12 protein-coding genes are annotated in these 15,425 nt (G+C 53.7%); 5 read left to right on the plus strand and 7 right to left on the minus strand.

All coding sequences use genetic code 11. The features are described from left to right. Positions 1 to 6 precede the first annotated feature (6 nt). Positions 7 to 1,362 carry a type VI secretion system-associated FHA domain protein gene (locus AB4Y96_RS12460; protein ID WP_441917690.1) on the minus strand — a complete coding sequence of 452 codons (1,356 nt, stop codon included), beginning with the start codon at positions 1,360 to 1,362 and terminating at the stop codon, positions 7 to 9. Positions 1,363 to 1,588: 226 nt separating this feature from the next. Between AB4Y96_RS12460 and AB4Y96_RS12465 the strand changes: the two genes are divergently transcribed. Both AB4Y96_RS12465 and AB4Y96_RS12470 read left to right on the plus strand, forming a co-directional pair. Then, positions 1,589 to 2,989: a caspase family protein gene (locus AB4Y96_RS12465; RefSeq protein ID WP_441917692.1), complete on the plus strand. Its 1,401-nt coding sequence runs from the start codon at positions 1,589 to 1,591 to the stop codon at positions 2,987 to 2,989. Positions 2,990 to 3,063: 74 nt separating this feature from the next. Next, on the plus strand, positions 3,064 to 5,346 hold the full coding sequence (locus tag AB4Y96_RS12470) for a peptidoglycan DD-metalloendopeptidase family protein (RefSeq protein WP_441917694.1): 2,283 nt from the start codon (positions 3,064 to 3,066) through the stop codon (positions 5,344 to 5,346). Between the two features lie 15 nt (positions 5,347 to 5,361). On the opposite strand, the gene tagH is transcribed toward AB4Y96_RS12470, so the two are convergent. Then, on the minus strand, positions 5,362 to 6,459 hold the full coding sequence (gene tagH, locus AB4Y96_RS12475) for a type VI secretion system-associated FHA domain protein TagH (protein ID WP_441917696.1): 1,098 nt from the start codon (positions 6,457 to 6,459) through the stop codon (positions 5,362 to 5,364). A gap of 194 nt (positions 6,460 to 6,653) precedes the next feature. Between tagH and AB4Y96_RS12480 the strand changes: the two genes are divergently transcribed. From AB4Y96_RS12480 to AB4Y96_RS12490, 3 genes are read left to right on the plus strand one after another with little or no spacing between them, the layout of a single operon-like run. Beyond that, positions 6,654 to 7,028: a DUF1036 domain-containing protein gene (locus AB4Y96_RS12480; protein ID WP_227988483.1), complete on the plus strand. Its 375-nt coding sequence runs from the start codon at positions 6,654 to 6,656 to the stop codon at positions 7,026 to 7,028. Between the two features lie 56 nt (positions 7,029 to 7,084). Further along, on the plus strand, positions 7,085 to 7,867 hold the full coding sequence (locus AB4Y96_RS12485) for a PP2C family protein-serine/threonine phosphatase (RefSeq protein ID WP_441917698.1): 783 nt from the start codon (positions 7,085 to 7,087) through the stop codon (positions 7,865 to 7,867). Beyond that, positions 7,867 to 9,831 carry a protein kinase domain-containing protein gene (locus tag AB4Y96_RS12490; RefSeq protein ID WP_441917700.1) on the plus strand — a complete coding sequence of 655 codons (1,965 nt, stop codon included), beginning with the start codon at positions 7,867 to 7,869 and terminating at the stop codon, positions 9,829 to 9,831. The genes AB4Y96_RS12485 and AB4Y96_RS12490 overlap by 1 nt, the downstream gene beginning before the upstream one ends. Positions 9,832 to 9,837: 6 nt before the next feature. Here the strand turns inward: AB4Y96_RS12490 and tssG are convergent, their stop codons facing one another. The 5 genes from tssG to tssC are packed head-to-tail and all read right to left on the minus strand — an operon-like array spanning position 9,838 to position 15,389. Continuing rightward, entirely contained in the window at positions 9,838 to 10,845 is a 1,008-nt protein-coding gene (gene tssG / locus AB4Y96_RS12495) for a type VI secretion system baseplate subunit TssG (RefSeq protein ID WP_441917702.1), read from the minus strand. Beyond that, entirely contained in the window at positions 10,842 to 12,644 is a 1,803-nt protein-coding gene (tssF, locus tag AB4Y96_RS12500) for a type VI secretion system baseplate subunit TssF (protein ID WP_441917704.1), read from the minus strand. Before tssF ends, tssG begins: the two co-directional genes overlap by 4 nt. After that, complete coding sequence (tssE, locus tag AB4Y96_RS12505) at positions 12,637 to 13,128, minus strand: type VI secretion system baseplate subunit TssE (RefSeq protein WP_091886546.1); 492 nt, start codon at positions 13,126 to 13,128, stop codon at positions 12,637 to 12,639. The genes tssF and tssE overlap by 8 nt, the downstream gene beginning before the upstream one ends. Positions 13,129 to 13,131: 3 nt before the next feature. Beyond that, on the minus strand, positions 13,132 to 13,944 hold the full coding sequence (locus AB4Y96_RS12510; protein ID WP_112530572.1) for a type VI secretion system accessory protein TagJ: 813 nt from the start codon (positions 13,942 to 13,944) through the stop codon (positions 13,132 to 13,134). After that, positions 13,941 to 15,389 (minus strand): type VI secretion system contractile sheath large subunit, encoded by a 1,449-nt coding sequence (tssC, locus tag AB4Y96_RS12515; protein ID WP_441917707.1) that lies wholly within the window; start codon positions 15,387 to 15,389, stop codon positions 13,941 to 13,943. Before tssC ends, AB4Y96_RS12510 begins: the two co-directional genes overlap by 4 nt. Between the last annotated feature and the right edge of the window lie 36 nt (positions 15,390 to 15,425).

The following is a 15,425-nucleotide window of genomic DNA, read 5'->3' on the forward strand; positions in this document are numbered from 1 at the left end:
GAAGATTCACGGTTGGGGAAAGAACTTACGCAGAAGTTTCATCAGGGCGGGCTTTGGCTTGCCTGACTGCTGGCCCTCAAAAAGAGTGGAAGATGCCAGAAACTCGTCCCAGAGTGCGGCTTTGCGCAGTGCTGGAATGGCTTTTGCCTTTGCTTTGGTGGAAAGCGCCGCGGGATCGATGGCCTGTTGTATCTCGCCAATAAAGTCGAGAACTGCAGCTGAAAGGGCGGTCTGATAATTGATAATCGATTGGAAATCCCGCTCGATGAGCTTCATATCGGCTGGCTCCGCTTCACCGATAAACTCGATAATACCGTCCATCAGCTGATCATTCTTTTGTCCCGCCAATGAGAAAATCCATGGCGTTTCCCCGACAATGCCTTCCAGCTCCAGACGTGCCGCCGAGGCGTTTTTCCCGACATGCATCTCATAAAGCTCAACAAACGCTATCTTGAGCACTGCACCAGCTTTTCTCATGAGCTGGTCGTGGTCGATATCCGGCAAGGAGGTTGTGTCGAGCCCGGCACCTTCAAGAAACGCGGTCACAAGTTTGGAATCGGAATAGGGTATCGGTTGTGGTTCGATTTGAACCGCATAAACCGGCTTCTCGACGGGAGCAGGCACGAATTGTTGCTGAGGTGCAGTATGCGAAGCCGGAGGCGTCACGGGTGCGGTGGAAAGAGGCTCCTCGTCATCACTGTCCCAATTATCGGGGAGGATCGGACGAACAATCGGCAGATCAAACAGCGAATTGGCCGTTGGCGTCTGTTCGATTCGATCCGCGAGCGCGGATGGACGGCTAGCACGATATGGCTTGACAATGTCGACTTCGGTAACGGGAGGGCCATCCCACCCTATGTCGACCGCGCCAAGCGCTTCGCGCGACGTTGGTTTTGCCGGACCATCAAAAAGTTCGTCGTGACTTTCGCCGGGGAGTTTACTCGTGGCACTAACGCCGCCCGGCGCAATATCAGACAGGATAGATGTCAGGCTCGGTCCGGACAGGAGATCCGCACTATTTGTCTGTTGTTGGGGCCGAACCGCCCCGGCCTTCTGGATTGCTATGCGAAAACGATAATCGGCGATTTCAATGGTGTCGCCATCCGAAAGCCGCTGTCCGTACTGGCGGTCGACGGCAATACCGCCAACACTGACCCCGTTGGTGCTCTTGTCGATCAGAAAAACACCATCGTCGCGCTGCTCCAGCGTGCAATGATGTTTGGAGACGACGCGGCGACTGTCCTTGATTACCCAGCTGCAATTTTCACCCCGGCCGATGGTAAATCGCGCATCCTGAACCACCATTGAACCGCTGAATGATGTATCGTTGGGATTGCTCAGGGCTTGAAGTTCAATTCGCATGGTTTATTCCTGCAGGTAGCCATCACAGTATTCGCTCTATTTGCCCGATCACTAGCAAATATTGAAGCCTTGCAATTTTAGTTTCCAACACAACATAGTTGCAAGTATAGCAGGAAATAGGCTATTTTTGCGTATCCAGAACGATCTGCAAGTGATCAGATCAGCAACCGGAGTAAGCTGGACAAAGCCCGTCCGGTCAAGCCCAATGAGCTGAAGAGATAGTCGATTGACGCCTTATGCGCCAACCCCACGCAGTTTTTTTCCGCACGCTTTGCGTGTGGTTTTGGCTTGCCTTGCGTTTCTTTTCGTTACGCAGATTGCGCGCGCAGAGATAATCGCTGTTAGCGGGCACAAGCGCATTGCGCTCGTTGTTGGTAATACAAACTATCAATATGTCGAGAAGCTGGTCAATCCGGCCAATGATTCTCAGGCAATTTCGGCTGCATTGCGCGATGAGGGTTTTGACGTTTTTCCCGCAAACGACACGACGCGCGATGAATTTGACCGGATATTCAATGAATTCAAGACGCAGGCCGAAACAGCGGATGTCGCGCTTGTGTATTTCTCCGGACACGGGTTTCAATTGAATGGCGTCAACTATCTGGTGCCAGTTGATGCACGTCTGAATGACAGATCCCGGATTCTGGATGAAACAATCAGCTTGGACAAAGTGATTGGTGAAATCCAGCAACGCACGCGCCAGACGCTTGTTTTCCTTGACGCATGCCGCAACAATCCTCTTCCCGATGGTGGGTCGGTCAATGCCGGTCTGGCTCAGGTTACAGCGGGTGCAGGTGTGTATGTGGCCTTTGCCACCCAGCCCGGCAACATCAGTTACGATGGCAAAAGTTCATACAGCCCTTTTACCAAGGCGCTGGTTGATCACATCAAGACACCAGGCCTTAGCATCTCCGACCTTATGATCAAGGTTCGAAATGATGTGAAGGTGGCGACGCTTGATAAGCAAATTCCCTGGGAACAGTCTTCGCTGCAGCAGCAGTTCTATTTTTCGGAGCCGTCGGGCGGCATCAAAGGGGAAGGTCAACAGCAAGTCGCAGCACTGGATCAGTCAGGCTCGCAGGCTGATCAGGGATTGACACGCCGGACCGATTTAGGCGATGCGACACGGGCCCCGGCAGCTAATCTTACACCTGATCCCGGATATCCGTCCGCTATCAATCCGCAGACCGGTATGAATCCCATCATCATTATGCCGGAGGCGCCCGTTGAAATCTTCGGTCAGGAAGATTTTGTTTTTACGCTTCAGAACGAATTGCAACGGGTAGGTTGCTACACGTCTGATCCTGATGGCGTGTGGGGCGGAAGCTCGCGCGAAGCAGCGCAGCGCTATTGGGCAACCAAAAAGATGAAGACCGCCGATACAGGCCCCACTCAGTTTCTCTATGAAAACGTAAAGCGCGAACCATCGTCCGTCTGTGTCTACGAGCCGCCGCGTCAGGCCGTTGCTCCGGCCAAGCCAGGCCCGAGGATTCCGGTCAAACCGCGCGCAGCCCGTGTCGTAGCTGACTCTGATCCCGAGCCGCAACGCGTTTTTAAACCTGTCGAACCTGCCGCTCCTCCTAAGAAAAGCCTGCGTGGAAGTCTTATTGGTGGTGTCTATCGCTGATGTTTGAACTCGACATCAAAGATCGGGGAGCCCAGCCCGCATATCGGGTACCCTGTTCCGTTTGTTGTTGATCCATGCGTGGAGAAGAGCTCCATACGCTAAGTCAGGATTTCAAGCGCGCCAAGAAACTGGCACGGCAGCGTCGCAATAGGCGCCGCATATGGCAAGGGCTTGCTCTTGTCGCCTTCGCCGGGGTGGCAGTCGGAGCGTTTCTTTACCTGCCAAAGTTTCTTGGTATGCCCGATGACCTGACAAACGAGACATTGGTTATCCCTGAGGGTGAAGTTCAACTGCCCGGCAAGGATGGCGAGTTTGAATTGTCGGCGACAGATGACCGGCGTGATGCGCTTCTGCTTCAGTCTGTGAACAATGAAAAACCAAGGCCGCACAAAAGCGAAATACGTTTTCAGAAGAACAATAGCGGTTCAGAAATCGACGGTTCGGTCTATTTTGTATCGGACACGATGCTGTCGAGTTCCGTAAGATTAATGACGGCGCTGCCCGCCACCCCGCAGGACTTTGCTCTTATGCAATCCGCGCCCGAGATATCGACGACACCGCCAGTTGTGCCGCAAGCTCCCGGACAACCCGTTCCTTCAAGCGATACCGCGTCATCGGACGCTGGGTGGGAGGGCGGCGTAACACCCAGTGAGACAGCCCAGATTGGTGCTTCATCGCCGGGCAGTTCAAACAGCGTCGACATTATCAGTGAGAAGAAGCGCCCGCCGCAGAATCAGCAGTTCGTAATCAAGGTCCTTGCGGAACGCAATGTGAAGGATGTTCTTGCGGATGGGCACACAACGCAAGCCGAAACAGCGCGCGTCGCCGAGGCGGTAGCGAGATCGCTGAATATTCAGGTGCTTCGTCCGGGTTATCTTGCGGTCTGGCGAACGGCGCTCGTTGATCCACTGAATGGAGCAACGGCGCCGGTTCAGATATCGCTTTATGGCAGCGAAGGGTTGATCGGGAGTCTAGCCCGTGCCGATGACGGCAACTATGTGAAGATCGACGATCCTTGGAAGGGTGAAAGCTGGAACGATCTGACCAATGGTGGAGACGGATCGAAGCTCGATCAAAACTTCCGCATTATGGACGGCATCTATAGTGCCGGTATTCGCAATGATATTCCGATCAATGTCATCACTGAGACCATCATGCGGATGTCACGGCTCTATGATCTGGGGAAATTCATTTCTCCGGAGGACAAAGTATCCTTGCTTTATTCCGAAACGCCGCGTGACAAGGCCAGCGAGAGCGGACGTGTTTTGTATGTGTCGGTCCGACGCGGTGGCGAAAATCTGGAATGCTATTTGATGCGCCCGGAGCGCGGTGGCGATTACGCCTGTATGACCGAGGGCGATACCACATCCGGATTGGGAGGTGCTGAAGGTTTCATCCTGCCGGTCAAGGGCGTTTTCCGCTCGGGCTTTGGCCCACGCGTTCATCCCATCCTTGGATCGGTCAAGTTCCATGAAGGCGTGGATTGGTCGGCGCCCGCAGGGACGCCGGTTTACGCTTCCTTTGACGGCACAATCAGTTTTGCCGGTACCAATGGAAACTTTGGCAATTTCATCAAGATCAGCCATGCGGGAAATCGGGAAACGCATTATGCGCATCTTCAAGGGTTTGCGAATGGGATTGCCGTCGGCAAGGCTGTCAAAGCAGGGCAGACCATCGGATTTGTGGGCTCGACGGGCCTCAGCACCGGACCGCATCTGCATTTCGAGTTGCTGGCAAATGGCGGGCTTGTAGACCCGCTGGGCTATGGCTACAGCGAAATCGGTCTGGATGGCGAAGCGGAAAAACTCGTACAGCGGATTATTCATGTGGAAAGCGGCGGCAATCCCAACGCTGCTAACCCATTATCATCCGCCAGCGGTCTGGGGCAGTTCATCAATAGCACCTGGTTGCGCATGATGAGTTCCTACAGGGCGGATCTTGTTTCGAAAATGAGCGTAAGTGAGTTGCTGGCCCTGAAGTCGGACCCGACTCTGGCAACGGAAATGGTGATGAACCTTGCCAATGAGAACGAAGCAACGCTGAAAGCCTCAGGCATTGCCGGTACTGCCGGTAATCTCTATCTCGCTCACTTTCTTGGCGGTGGCGGTGCCGTATCGGTGCTGTCAGCCTCGCCTGACACGCAGCTCAGTTCCCTGTTGGATACATCGGTTTTCGGTGCCAACCCCTTCCTTTATGGCAAGACCGCTGGATGGATTGTTGAGTGGTCCAACCGGAAGATGTCTGGCCAGGGAGGCGCACAGGCTTCGCCAGTTTATCGGGAAGCACGGATCAAGGCATCGCGCTTCCGTTCCTATAGTTCAGGGATTAATGAGATGCTTGCCAAGCTGCAAGGTTGAGATGGCATTCGCTATTCAGTCGGTTGTTCTCTGTTTGCCGATTTTCTCGTCATAGGCCTCACCGAAATAATGCAGGAAAACATCGAGAATGCCATTCTCGTAAGGCTCGTTCCGTTCGTTCCAGGCGTTGACATAGCGAGTCCAACGGGCACCTTTTCCTGAGAGAAACGAGCTTTTCCCTGATGCTTCGATTGCGTCGGGTGACAGCTCGTTCAGCAAGCGGAAGAGAGCGGTTTGCATGGCCTGGAATACCGCCTGTTCATGCTGCTTGAGATCGTCAACGGCCTCGCTGAAGCTATTCGTTGCATCCAGATATTCACGTTTGTTTGCTGCAAACAAAGCGGCCAGTGCAGCCGACGTTTCGGGAATGAACTTCAGCGCATTGTTGCCGTCGGATTTCAGAACGGTCTGCTTGGTGCTGCGGATCAAGGCACGCATTTGGGCGCGAGCGGTGAGCAACTGGGTGAGGCCGGGTACCACAGCCCTGAAGATTTGGCCCAATTGTTCGGCAAATTCGTCATCATGGCGGCCTGCGAGCACATCGGGATCAATTCCTGCTCCAATGGCAAAATGTTCGATAAACCGTTCGCGCGAATGGGAGGGCCCGGTGGATGGTCGCGGTTTGACGGGTGCTGGAGGCTCGCGAACGGCCTGAACTGAACGGGTTGGCTGTGTGGGTGGACTTTGCACCGCCCCGAGAAACATGGTGCGATCTTCCATCTCACGCAGCGGACTTTCGGCGCCCCGGGGAATAAAGACGGTTTGTTCCGCTGTAAGCAATGGCTCGGAAGGCCGTGGTTGCTCAAGAAATACGCGGAGCTGGTAGGCTCCGATTTCAACAAGATCACCCGCTAACAGGATGCGCCGCGCACCCTTCTGCAACTCGTCGCCATTGACCAAAAGGCCGTTCGCCGACAGATCTTCTACCCAGTACTCATTGTCGTCGTAAAAGATCTGACAATGTTTCGTCGAAACGAAACGGCTTCTGTCAGGCAGGGACCAGTCAGCATCTTCCGAACGACCGATGATGAAGGAGCGCTGGTCTGCTATGAACTCCGGAATAATATCGTCTCCATGCAGGGAACGATTCTCCAACCTCAGCACAAGTCGCATCCGCTTCTCCGGCATTTGTTGTCTGGCCATAGACTATTCAAATAAAGTGTTGGATACCAAGAGTATAGCGATTTGGATGCGGATCTTTTTTGATGATAGACCAAATTCGATACGGTGGTTGCGGCAAGAGCAAAGGAATACATCGTTTCAATCTCGGAATGACGAGTTGGTTTGTTGTATTTTTGACTGCCCCATTGTTACTCGCAGCCCCCAGAGCTGCGCAAGCGGCTTTCACCGTGTGCAACCAGACTGCCGACGTTGCCAATGTTGCAATCGGCGAGCAGGTGGGCGGGGATATGCGGACAGAAGGTTGGTGGGCCATAGCCGCCAATCGCTGTGCGGATGTCATAAAGTCAAAACTTTCAAACCGGTATATCTATGTTCATGCCATTGATGTTCAGGGCAGGCCCATTCTGGACGGCGCCGTTACTCTGTGTGTTGATACGAAAAAGTTTCAGATTACCGGTAAAGACGCTTGCTGGCAGCGCAATCATTTGCGAGGCGTATTCAAGGAAGTTGACACCCAATCATCTGATAACTGGACATTGTTTCTGACTGACCGGCCCTAGAAGAAAATTATTGGTAGAATGCCCTTTAACCCATGACCTGCTATCAAGCGAGAGACATGACCATTCCAACGCGCAACAAGACCAAAGCAAAGGATTCAGCCGGGTGGTTTGATTCCCATGCGATGTCCCATACGGGTCGCGTGCGGCCGGTCAATGAAGATCGCTTTCTTTCAAAGCCGCTAAACGGGGTATGGCTTGTTGCCGACGGTATGGGTGGCCACTCACACGGCGATGTCGCGGCGTCAATGATCGTGCAAGCGGCTGGACGCGTCGGGCATCATGCAGTCCACGAGGCAAAAGTTCAGGATTTCCACGATCACATTTTTAGTGTCAATCAGGATATCCGCAATCTGGCACGCGAGCATGGACTGGGTGTCATGGGATCGACGCTGGTTGCATTGCTTGTTACGGGCCAGCATTTTTCGGTCGTATGGTCAGGTGACAGCCGTCTTTATCTTAACCGCGGCAACCGGATGACCCAGATCTCCAAGGATCATACGGAAGTACAACAGATGATCGACGATGGTACGCTTGATCCAGCGGCGGCGGCCAGTTTCAAACGCAAGAATGTCATTCTGCATGCCATAGGTGTTCGCGAGCTTCCTCATCTTGATTTGCTCAGCGGTGAATTGAAGGATGGAGATACATTCATCCTTTGCAGCGACGGCCTTACTGCGCATCTCTCCGCGTTGGAAATTCAGGACATCATCCTGTCGCAAGAGCCAGAAACTGCATGCAATTCACTGATAAACAGTGCGCTTGAGCGGGGAGGGAGCGACAATGTTACGGTGGTGGTTGTCAATTATCGTGTAGCCCCAGCCCATGATGGTCGGCCATAATGCGTGAACAAACCGAATCCGGTCAAAAATCCGGAAGCATCAAGCCCGGAACGCGGCTGAACGATATCTACGAGGTGACAGAACTTCTCGCAGTCGGTGGTATGTCGGAGGTCTATAAAGGCCATAACATCCAGACACTCGATGAGGTCGCCATCAAGGTTATTCTGCCGCACCTTGCCAGTGACGAGCAGGTTATTTCGCTCTTCAAGCAGGAAGCCTCTATTCTCAATTCTCTTGGGCATRATGCAATTGTTCGCTATCACGTTTTCTCGATTGATAGGCTTTCCAATACCGCCTATCTCACGATGGAACTCGTGGAGGGGCCATCCCTGTATGAACGCATAAGGGATCGGCCCTTGAGCCTGGCTGAAGCTGCGAAGCTGATCAGTCGCATCACTTCGGGCCTCAAGGTTGCCCATGAACGCGGCGTCATTCACCGCGATATCTCCTGCGACAACATCATTTTGTCCGGCGGGAATGTCGAGGGCGCCAAACTCATCGATTTCGGTATTGCCAGGCTCGGCATTGGCGGAGACCGCACGCTTCTGGCCGGGAGCTTTGCCGGAAAGTACAATTACGTTTCGCCCGAGCAGTTGGGATTGTTCGGCGGCGATGTACACGAGCCGAGTGATATCTACAGTCTGGGACTGGTCTTTGCCGCAGCCCTTCGTGGCACCCCGCTCGATATGAGCGGTACCCATGCCGATGTGGTCAGAAAACGTCAATCGGTTCCGGACCTTTCGACAATCCACCCTGCAGCGCGTTCCATCATTCAACGAATGTTGCAGCCAAGTCCTGCGCTCAGACCCAAGAAGGATGAAATCATCGACGCGTTGCGGCCGATGATTCCAACAACAAAAGATACCTACTCACGGCGCTCGCAGATTTCAGCATCGTTGAGAGACGGACGTGGACAAACACCTTCCGGTCAGGCCGGTGCCAAAGGGACCTCCAGTAAATGGGTTGTTCTTGCTTGCCTGCTGGTCACCTTGGGTGGCGCAGGCTGGTACAGCTATGTCAATCAGGAGAAAATTAAAGCCTATTTATCGGCGCAAAAGACGAGCAAGCCCGCAACGCCATCAGGCAAATCCGAATTCAAGCTTGATGCCGATCCCAACAGCGTCAAACCTAAACCGGAACCAAAAGCCGATCAGGTGAAACCTGTAAAAGAGCCGGAAGCTCCAATTGGAACCACGACGGAAAAACCGCCAACGGCTACAGTGGAAGCCAAGCCGGATGTAAAGAGTGCAGGCGACGAAAAGCCGGTTAACACGCTTCCTGAAGCGGGGCAAAAGCCAGAAACTTTGGCGTCCGGTGAGCAGCAAAAGCATGACGAACCACCACCAGGCAGCGGTGGCTCGCAGCCGCAATTCGCCATGACGGAAGCGGACTGGATAAAACAGTTTGCCGGTGGCCCCTGCTTCTTTGCCCACGGCACAATTGCCGCACCCCGAACAATAAATATTGAAGGTTTTGCACAGAGGGTTGGCCCATTCGTCGAGATGGAGCGCGCTTTCATCAGCAAGTTTGGTTACGAGCCGACGATCAATGTGCGGCAGATTGCGGATGCACAATGTGATGCCTTGGCATTTCTGGCTGCCGTGCCTGTCAATGCGGGCAAAGCGGCCTTCATCCTTAAAAACGAGGTTCTGGGGCCTGCTGATCCGTTAGCCGCAACCCTTGGCGGAATCGAGCAGAAAAACGTTCAGGTGCTTCTCGTGCGCCAAGACGGTACTGTTGATACAATCAACACAACGCGTCGCGGAGATAATACGGTCATCAATCTCAATCTCGCTGCGCCGCAAAAGGACGCCTCCGTTCCCTATATGCTCATTGCGATTCAATCCGATGAGAAGCTCGACTTGATCGGCGGCAAGGACACGTTCAAAGGGCTTGCGGCGAAGTTGCAACAACAATCCGGAAAGCCTGCTGTGACTGTAAAATATTTCCGCCAGCAGGGATGAGCCGTATTAGGCTGATGTCTGGAGGGTTTTATCAGGATCAAATACTGCATCTGCGCTGTCTTTGGCGGCCGGGGCCTGTCTGACCCACAAATCCCATCCAAGCCGGCCAACCGGTGATCCGTCTTGCAAGCGTGCCTCGGGAATATCCTCTTTGGCCAGAATAAGCTGAATTTCGAATGACAGGGAAGGTCCGCAATACAGGCGCACCAATTCAGTCAATTCGGCAAACTTCTTCCGGGCTGGCATAAGCGAGAGATATTCGCCGTATCGCAACGGACCAATGGAAATCCGGATCGCACTTCTGCGGTCCGCATAGGAAGAACCAGCAATTGCTGTGATGCCCAGCAGGGCATTATCCCGGCTGTTGCTGCCTAATTGCGTTTGCTCCGAGGGGTCAACCGCAAGCCAACGCTTTTGAAATTGATGAACGGCAACTTCGTAGCCAAGGAATTCGGACAGCATAAGTCTGAGATTGACCGCTGTTCGCCGCTGATTGGCGAAGAAACCGGAGAAATACAGCGGTACTTCGGGTTCAATCTTCAACCCTTCGATCAGCTTTGGCGCTGCAAGCCCCAGAAGCGAGTAAATGCTTCGTGTAACCTTGTTTTTCGAACCGATACCAAAGAGCTGGATCAGGCTGGAAAGCCGGTATTTTCTCGAACTAGCAAAGAACATGCCGCGCAGCTCGGCCGCAAAAACCTCGAGAAAATCGAAATAGCTCGAACTGCGTCGGCGCTTCTCGTCTAGGGCCCGGTCCGTATAGACCGATGGCAATGCTGCTACCGGACCAACCAGTCCGATATAGTTTGCATGAATACTCACCGTTTCGCCCCGGCTTTCAGCCCCCGAAAGTGCCGTTGCGGCATGATTATGGGTTGCGTGGGATGTCAGCGAGATTGTGGACGTGGCTTTCTCGCCCGCCAATTCGAGAAGCAGATGCGCCGCATCTGGGTCAAAAAGATGTGGATCTGCTTTCAGCCGATCAAGAAGAGATCCCGGTTGTGCGTCTGTCACAACAGCACCTCATCGGCTGTGCGGGGCGGGAAGCGAACAACAGGCAATGCAAGACCGGTGAGCCGCACCGTCAGTCGTGCAAATGTGTTGATTGATGCGTAGAGCCCGAAAAAGTGCGACAGGACTGATCCGAAAAGATAGGCGACACCGCGATCCATCAGGGCCTCGTTGAATTCGATCGTCACGTCGACGCCGCTGGCAATGGTCCCGTCCTTCAGGCGTGCGGTTGCCTTCTGGCTGGTCACAGAGGATATCGCCTCGATCATCGAGCGCATTTCAGGGGCATGCCTGAAATCATAGAGCCGCAACATGCTCTTCAGGATTTCAGGATCACCGCTGGTGAGCGGAAGATGATTGAGGGATAGATGCGATATGAGTTTCCAGTAGGATTCACCCTCTGATTCAAACCGGTGTGTATGCGTCGGAGGAAGCAGGCAATTGATCTTGCCGATTTCACTGATTGTTGCCTGCGTCTTGAAATAGGGTTGTCCGCCGCCAAATGGCAGAAGCTCGGGCAAACCGCGATTGATACATAATGTATCGACGGAGGCTACGAGATGATCCTCCGGCATAGCCGGGTTGAGGTTCATATCGACAAACCGCAGCTTTGCCTTGAACGATTTATTGTCCTCGCCAATGTCGCGTTTATACTGCCAGAATATGTCTGCCCGGCTTTCATTGGTTTGTTTCTTGCGGCCGAAGAAGGGGGGGACCTCCTTGCGCTGGCCCTTCTGGTCAGCAATGTCAACGCGCTCAATGGCGTATATCTCGCGGGTTGAATTGTAGCGGGCGTCAGGCAGCACATCATATTCGTCAAGCATATGGTTGACAGAAATCGGTTCAGCACGCTGCTCGAACAGATTTATCACGGGTGTGCAGTGCAGATCGAAACTCGTCGAATCCACCGCATTAACAAGCGTATTTGCCGGTGTATCGAGGTAAAAAAAGAGGTGGAACTCTTTTCCCGGTATACTGCAGAGAAAAGACTTCAATCCACTCAGCTCAAAAAACAGGAATTTCTCAGGCAGGGCAAAGAATTCGGCCAGCAATCGGAAACCCGGAAAGCTTCGTTTGGAATAGGGAAGCATCCGTTTGTCGTAATCAAAGCTGATTGGCTTCAGAGCGTTGGGAGGTAGGCGCAAGGCTGCTTTGTCTTCGCGGTGCCGTCCGACTGCTATGCCTATGGTGTGGTTGAACAACAGTTCGTAAAGAGCGGCCCCCGTCGCAAAAGGCGCCCGGATAAAGAATGTCAGCCGGTCCAGATCAAGGCTTGCAACGCTATCCACCGGTCCCGTTGTCGCTACACTGATTGACAGGCATGACATGGGAGACAGATCTTGCACGGGCGGTGCAACATATGGCGGTTGCGCAAGTTTGCAATCGGTTATTGCGACGGGGCTTAGCGTCAGTTCCTGTGTCGTGGAAAAGCGGCAGGTATCCCCCCGAACCGGTTCAGAATCGACGACCATCGCCCGCGGCAGAACAATTGACTCATCCTGTTGAGCGGAAGGGTCAAATTTCAGAATCGACATTGAAGGAAGCTGCGCCAGATAATGCGGATACAGGGCTTCAAGCAGCGTTTCGGTCAGTTCCGGAAAGTCATCATCAATCTTCTGCCGGATACGGGCTGCGGTATAGGCAAAGCCTTGAATAAGGCGTTCCACATGCGGATCGTCAACAGCCTCGGGCGTGAGACGAAGACGTCCGGCCACCTTTGGATGTTGCTGTGCAAATCTTGCTGCACGTTTGCGCAGGGAACCAAGTTCACTGTTGTACCAATTGAGAAAGCGGTTAGCCATGATGTGCGCCGCCAATCAGGAAATGCCGCGTGGCCGGATCAAGCGACGTGTCGAAAACAATGGCTTCCACACCGTCAGGAAGCAGCATCTCCGCTTCTATGCGCAAATCGAGAACCCGATCCTGATCGCCGCGGCTCTTGCCGAGACCAACGCGCACCCGCGCCAATCGCGGATCAAAAGCAACGATGACTTTTCTGATCGCTTCGGCAAGATGCAGACGCTGCTGGGTCGTTGCCAGCATAAGTCCATGGAATCCCGGCGTGCCAAAACGCAGAAGGCTGGTCTGAAGCTCTTCGAATTCCTTTTCGATGCTGCGGGGCCATTGCTGGGCATTCAGCAGCGCTTCGATATCCCGGCGGATATTCTCCCGCACGCGGTTGATCTGTTCACGCGGCGTCAAAGGTTGATCGACCGTCATATCAGGGTCGTGATCCATAAGCCGATCGAGAACAGATTCAAAGGATATCCTGCTGCTTACGGCCATATTCTAGTTCGCCGGCTCAGGAATGAATTCGATCGACATGATATCAAGCAGTCCAATGACATCATCATCGACAAGCAGGCACTTCTGACCCTTGCCCGCAAACAGGCCGCCACCGGCTTCTACCCAGTCGGTTTCCCGTCCAAGCTTCATCGCATCGCTGACATCGCGTGAGAAATACGTTGCTGGCATGATGACTTCGGACTGAGAGTCATCGCGAAGGGTCAACAAGGCCTGTCGCCACGTCAGATCGCGCACGCTCTGAACCGGCTGAAATTCGATCCGGTTGATCCGGTTGAAATCGATCCACATATAGGTGCCGTTCGTATTGAGAATTTCGATGGCATGCGGAATGCGATCATCAAGGTCCCGGAAGGACGTTGCAGTGCGGCCATCGATTTTGACCGAACCGTGAATGACATTTTCAGGAAAGGGGGTGGTGGCCTCGCCATTTGTCCCCGTTACGCTTTTTTCGAGAACCAGTGCATTCTTCATTGCCAGCTGATCATGTTCGCTTGGGCCATCGGGGAACGCCGGTACAGCACCGGTTTCAAACCAGGCGGCGCGTGCATCGGATGCGCGCAGGCGGCCGCGCAGAAGGGCCAGTCCCATAGCCAAATCAGGAATCGTTTTTGAAAGAATGTCGGCTTGCTTATCGGCGCGTTCAAAGTCGCCGCTCACGATCAGAAGATCGATCAGAAGTCGCCGGGCAGCATCATCCGTCGGTCGTATTTTGGCGATCGACAGCGCTACGTTTATCGCGCCTTGAAGGTCGCCGGACTCGATGAGATTGGAAACGCTTCCTGTTGCGTTCGTCATTGTGCTTTACCCTTACTGGACTGGTCAGATTTGCTGTTCATATCGGCGAGAAGCTGGAAACTTGCTGTTACGTCGTCGAGCTGAAAATGCGGTTGTAGCCGCATAACGCAGCCGTAAACACCCGGGCGCCCCGGTATTTCCCGGACTTCAACGGAGGCTGATCGCAGCGGATGCCGCGCCTTGACGACACTGTCGGCATCGTCGTTGCCGATACAATAGGTAAACAGCCATTTCTCAAGCGTGTCGCGCAAACTGTTGGACGTTGCAATCTGGCCGACGTTTTCGCGCATGATCATTTTCAGATAATGGGCGAAACGGCAGGCACACAGCACATATTGCAACATGGAAGCTATGCGCGCATTGCGATTGGCAATTTCGGATTCATATCTTGCCGCCTTGTGGACGGACTGATTGGAATTGAACACCAGATGCGGCGTGTAGGGTACAGTGGCAAGCGGCACGAAGCCGGCTTCACTTAATATCTGCTCCTGCTCGGCATTGAGGCGCTGCTCGACCGGCGGCTGGGCGGCAAAATCATGCTTGTCCGTGGGGAACGAAATGTAGGGTAGCGAATCCACCAGACCGCCATTGAGCTCATCTTCCCGCACCCCCCGCAGATCCGCGAACCAGCCCGACGAGGCATATTCTCTCAGGACCAACGAGGCGAAGGCAAAGGAGGAATTGCCCCAGAGCAGATTATTGCCTTTCGGGTCAATCTCCTCACGAAAGAAAAACCCATCCTTACGCGTAATATCGTTGGTCCGATAAGGTCGGCGGACCAAAATCCGGGGCAATGTCAGCCCAAGAAATCGCGTGTCGGATGCGTTGCGCAGCCTATTCCAGCGGGCGGATCGTTGTGGTTTGAGCAGGAAGGAGAGATCAGGCAGGCGGTCGAGATCGGCAAAGCTCTCGATTTCGAGAAGCGATGGATCAGCCGCACAAATGAATGGAGAAAACGCGGCAGCGGCGACACTGGAAATACCTTCGATAATGGCGATATCGTCAGTGCCGGTTGTCGGATTGATACCTGCGGCAATCGTATAATCCCCGATCAGGAGGCCGTAAGGCTGGCCGCCCGGCATGTCGAATTCCTGCGAATAGATCAGTTCGAACAAACGGCTTTGATCAAAATCCGCAGCCCGTTCAATATCGCGGGCAAGTTCTTTCCATTTGGCGGAAAAAACCCGGATTTGCACCGGGCTTATACCGATTGGCTGCTGAATCAATTGGTAGAGGTTGCGCCAAAGCGCTTCCAATCGTTGAAATTCGGGATGGTGGATGATCCGGTTGACCTGCGCGGTCAAAGTTTGATCGATGGCATCAATCAGGCTGTCAATCTGAAAGCGAATATCAGGTGTAGCGGTCGCAACCGGCGCGGCGGCATCCGAAAATGGTTGACGAGTCTCATATCGTTTTGAATCCGGTGTCAGACTCTCGGATATCACGAAATCATCACTCCTGAATTCTTCCAAATGCGCGGG

The organism is Phyllobacterium sp. TAF24 (genome assembly GCF_052113785.1).
Classification (GTDB): domain Bacteria; phylum Pseudomonadota; class Alphaproteobacteria; order Rhizobiales; family Rhizobiaceae; genus Phyllobacterium.

Bases quoted from the DNA above. Each gene is read 5' to 3' on its own strand.
- tssF (WP_441917704.1), bottom strand. From the start codon at position 12,644: ATGGCTAACCGCTTTCTCAATTGGTACAACAGTGAACTTGGTTCCCTG.
- AB4Y96_RS12485 (WP_441917698.1), top strand. From the start codon at position 7,085: ATGACCATTCCAACGCGCAACAAGACCAAAGCAAAGGATTCAGCCGGG.
- AB4Y96_RS12460 (WP_441917690.1), bottom strand. From the start codon at position 1,362: ATGCGAATTGAACTTCAAGCCCTGAGCAATCCCAACGATACATCATTC.
- AB4Y96_RS12470 (WP_441917694.1), top strand. From the start codon at position 3,064: ATGCGTGGAGAAGAGCTCCATACGCTAAGTCAGGATTTCAAGCGCGCC.
- AB4Y96_RS12510 (WP_112530572.1), bottom strand. From the start codon at position 13,944: ATGACGAACGCAACAGGAAGCGTTTCCAATCTCATCGAGTCCGGCGAC.
- tssE (WP_091886546.1), bottom strand. From the start codon at position 13,128: ATGGCCGTAAGCAGCAGGATATCCTTTGAATCTGTTCTCGATCGGCTT.
- tagH (WP_441917696.1), bottom strand. From the start codon at position 6,459: ATGCGACTTGTGCTGAGGTTGGAGAATCGTTCCCTGCATGGAGACGAT.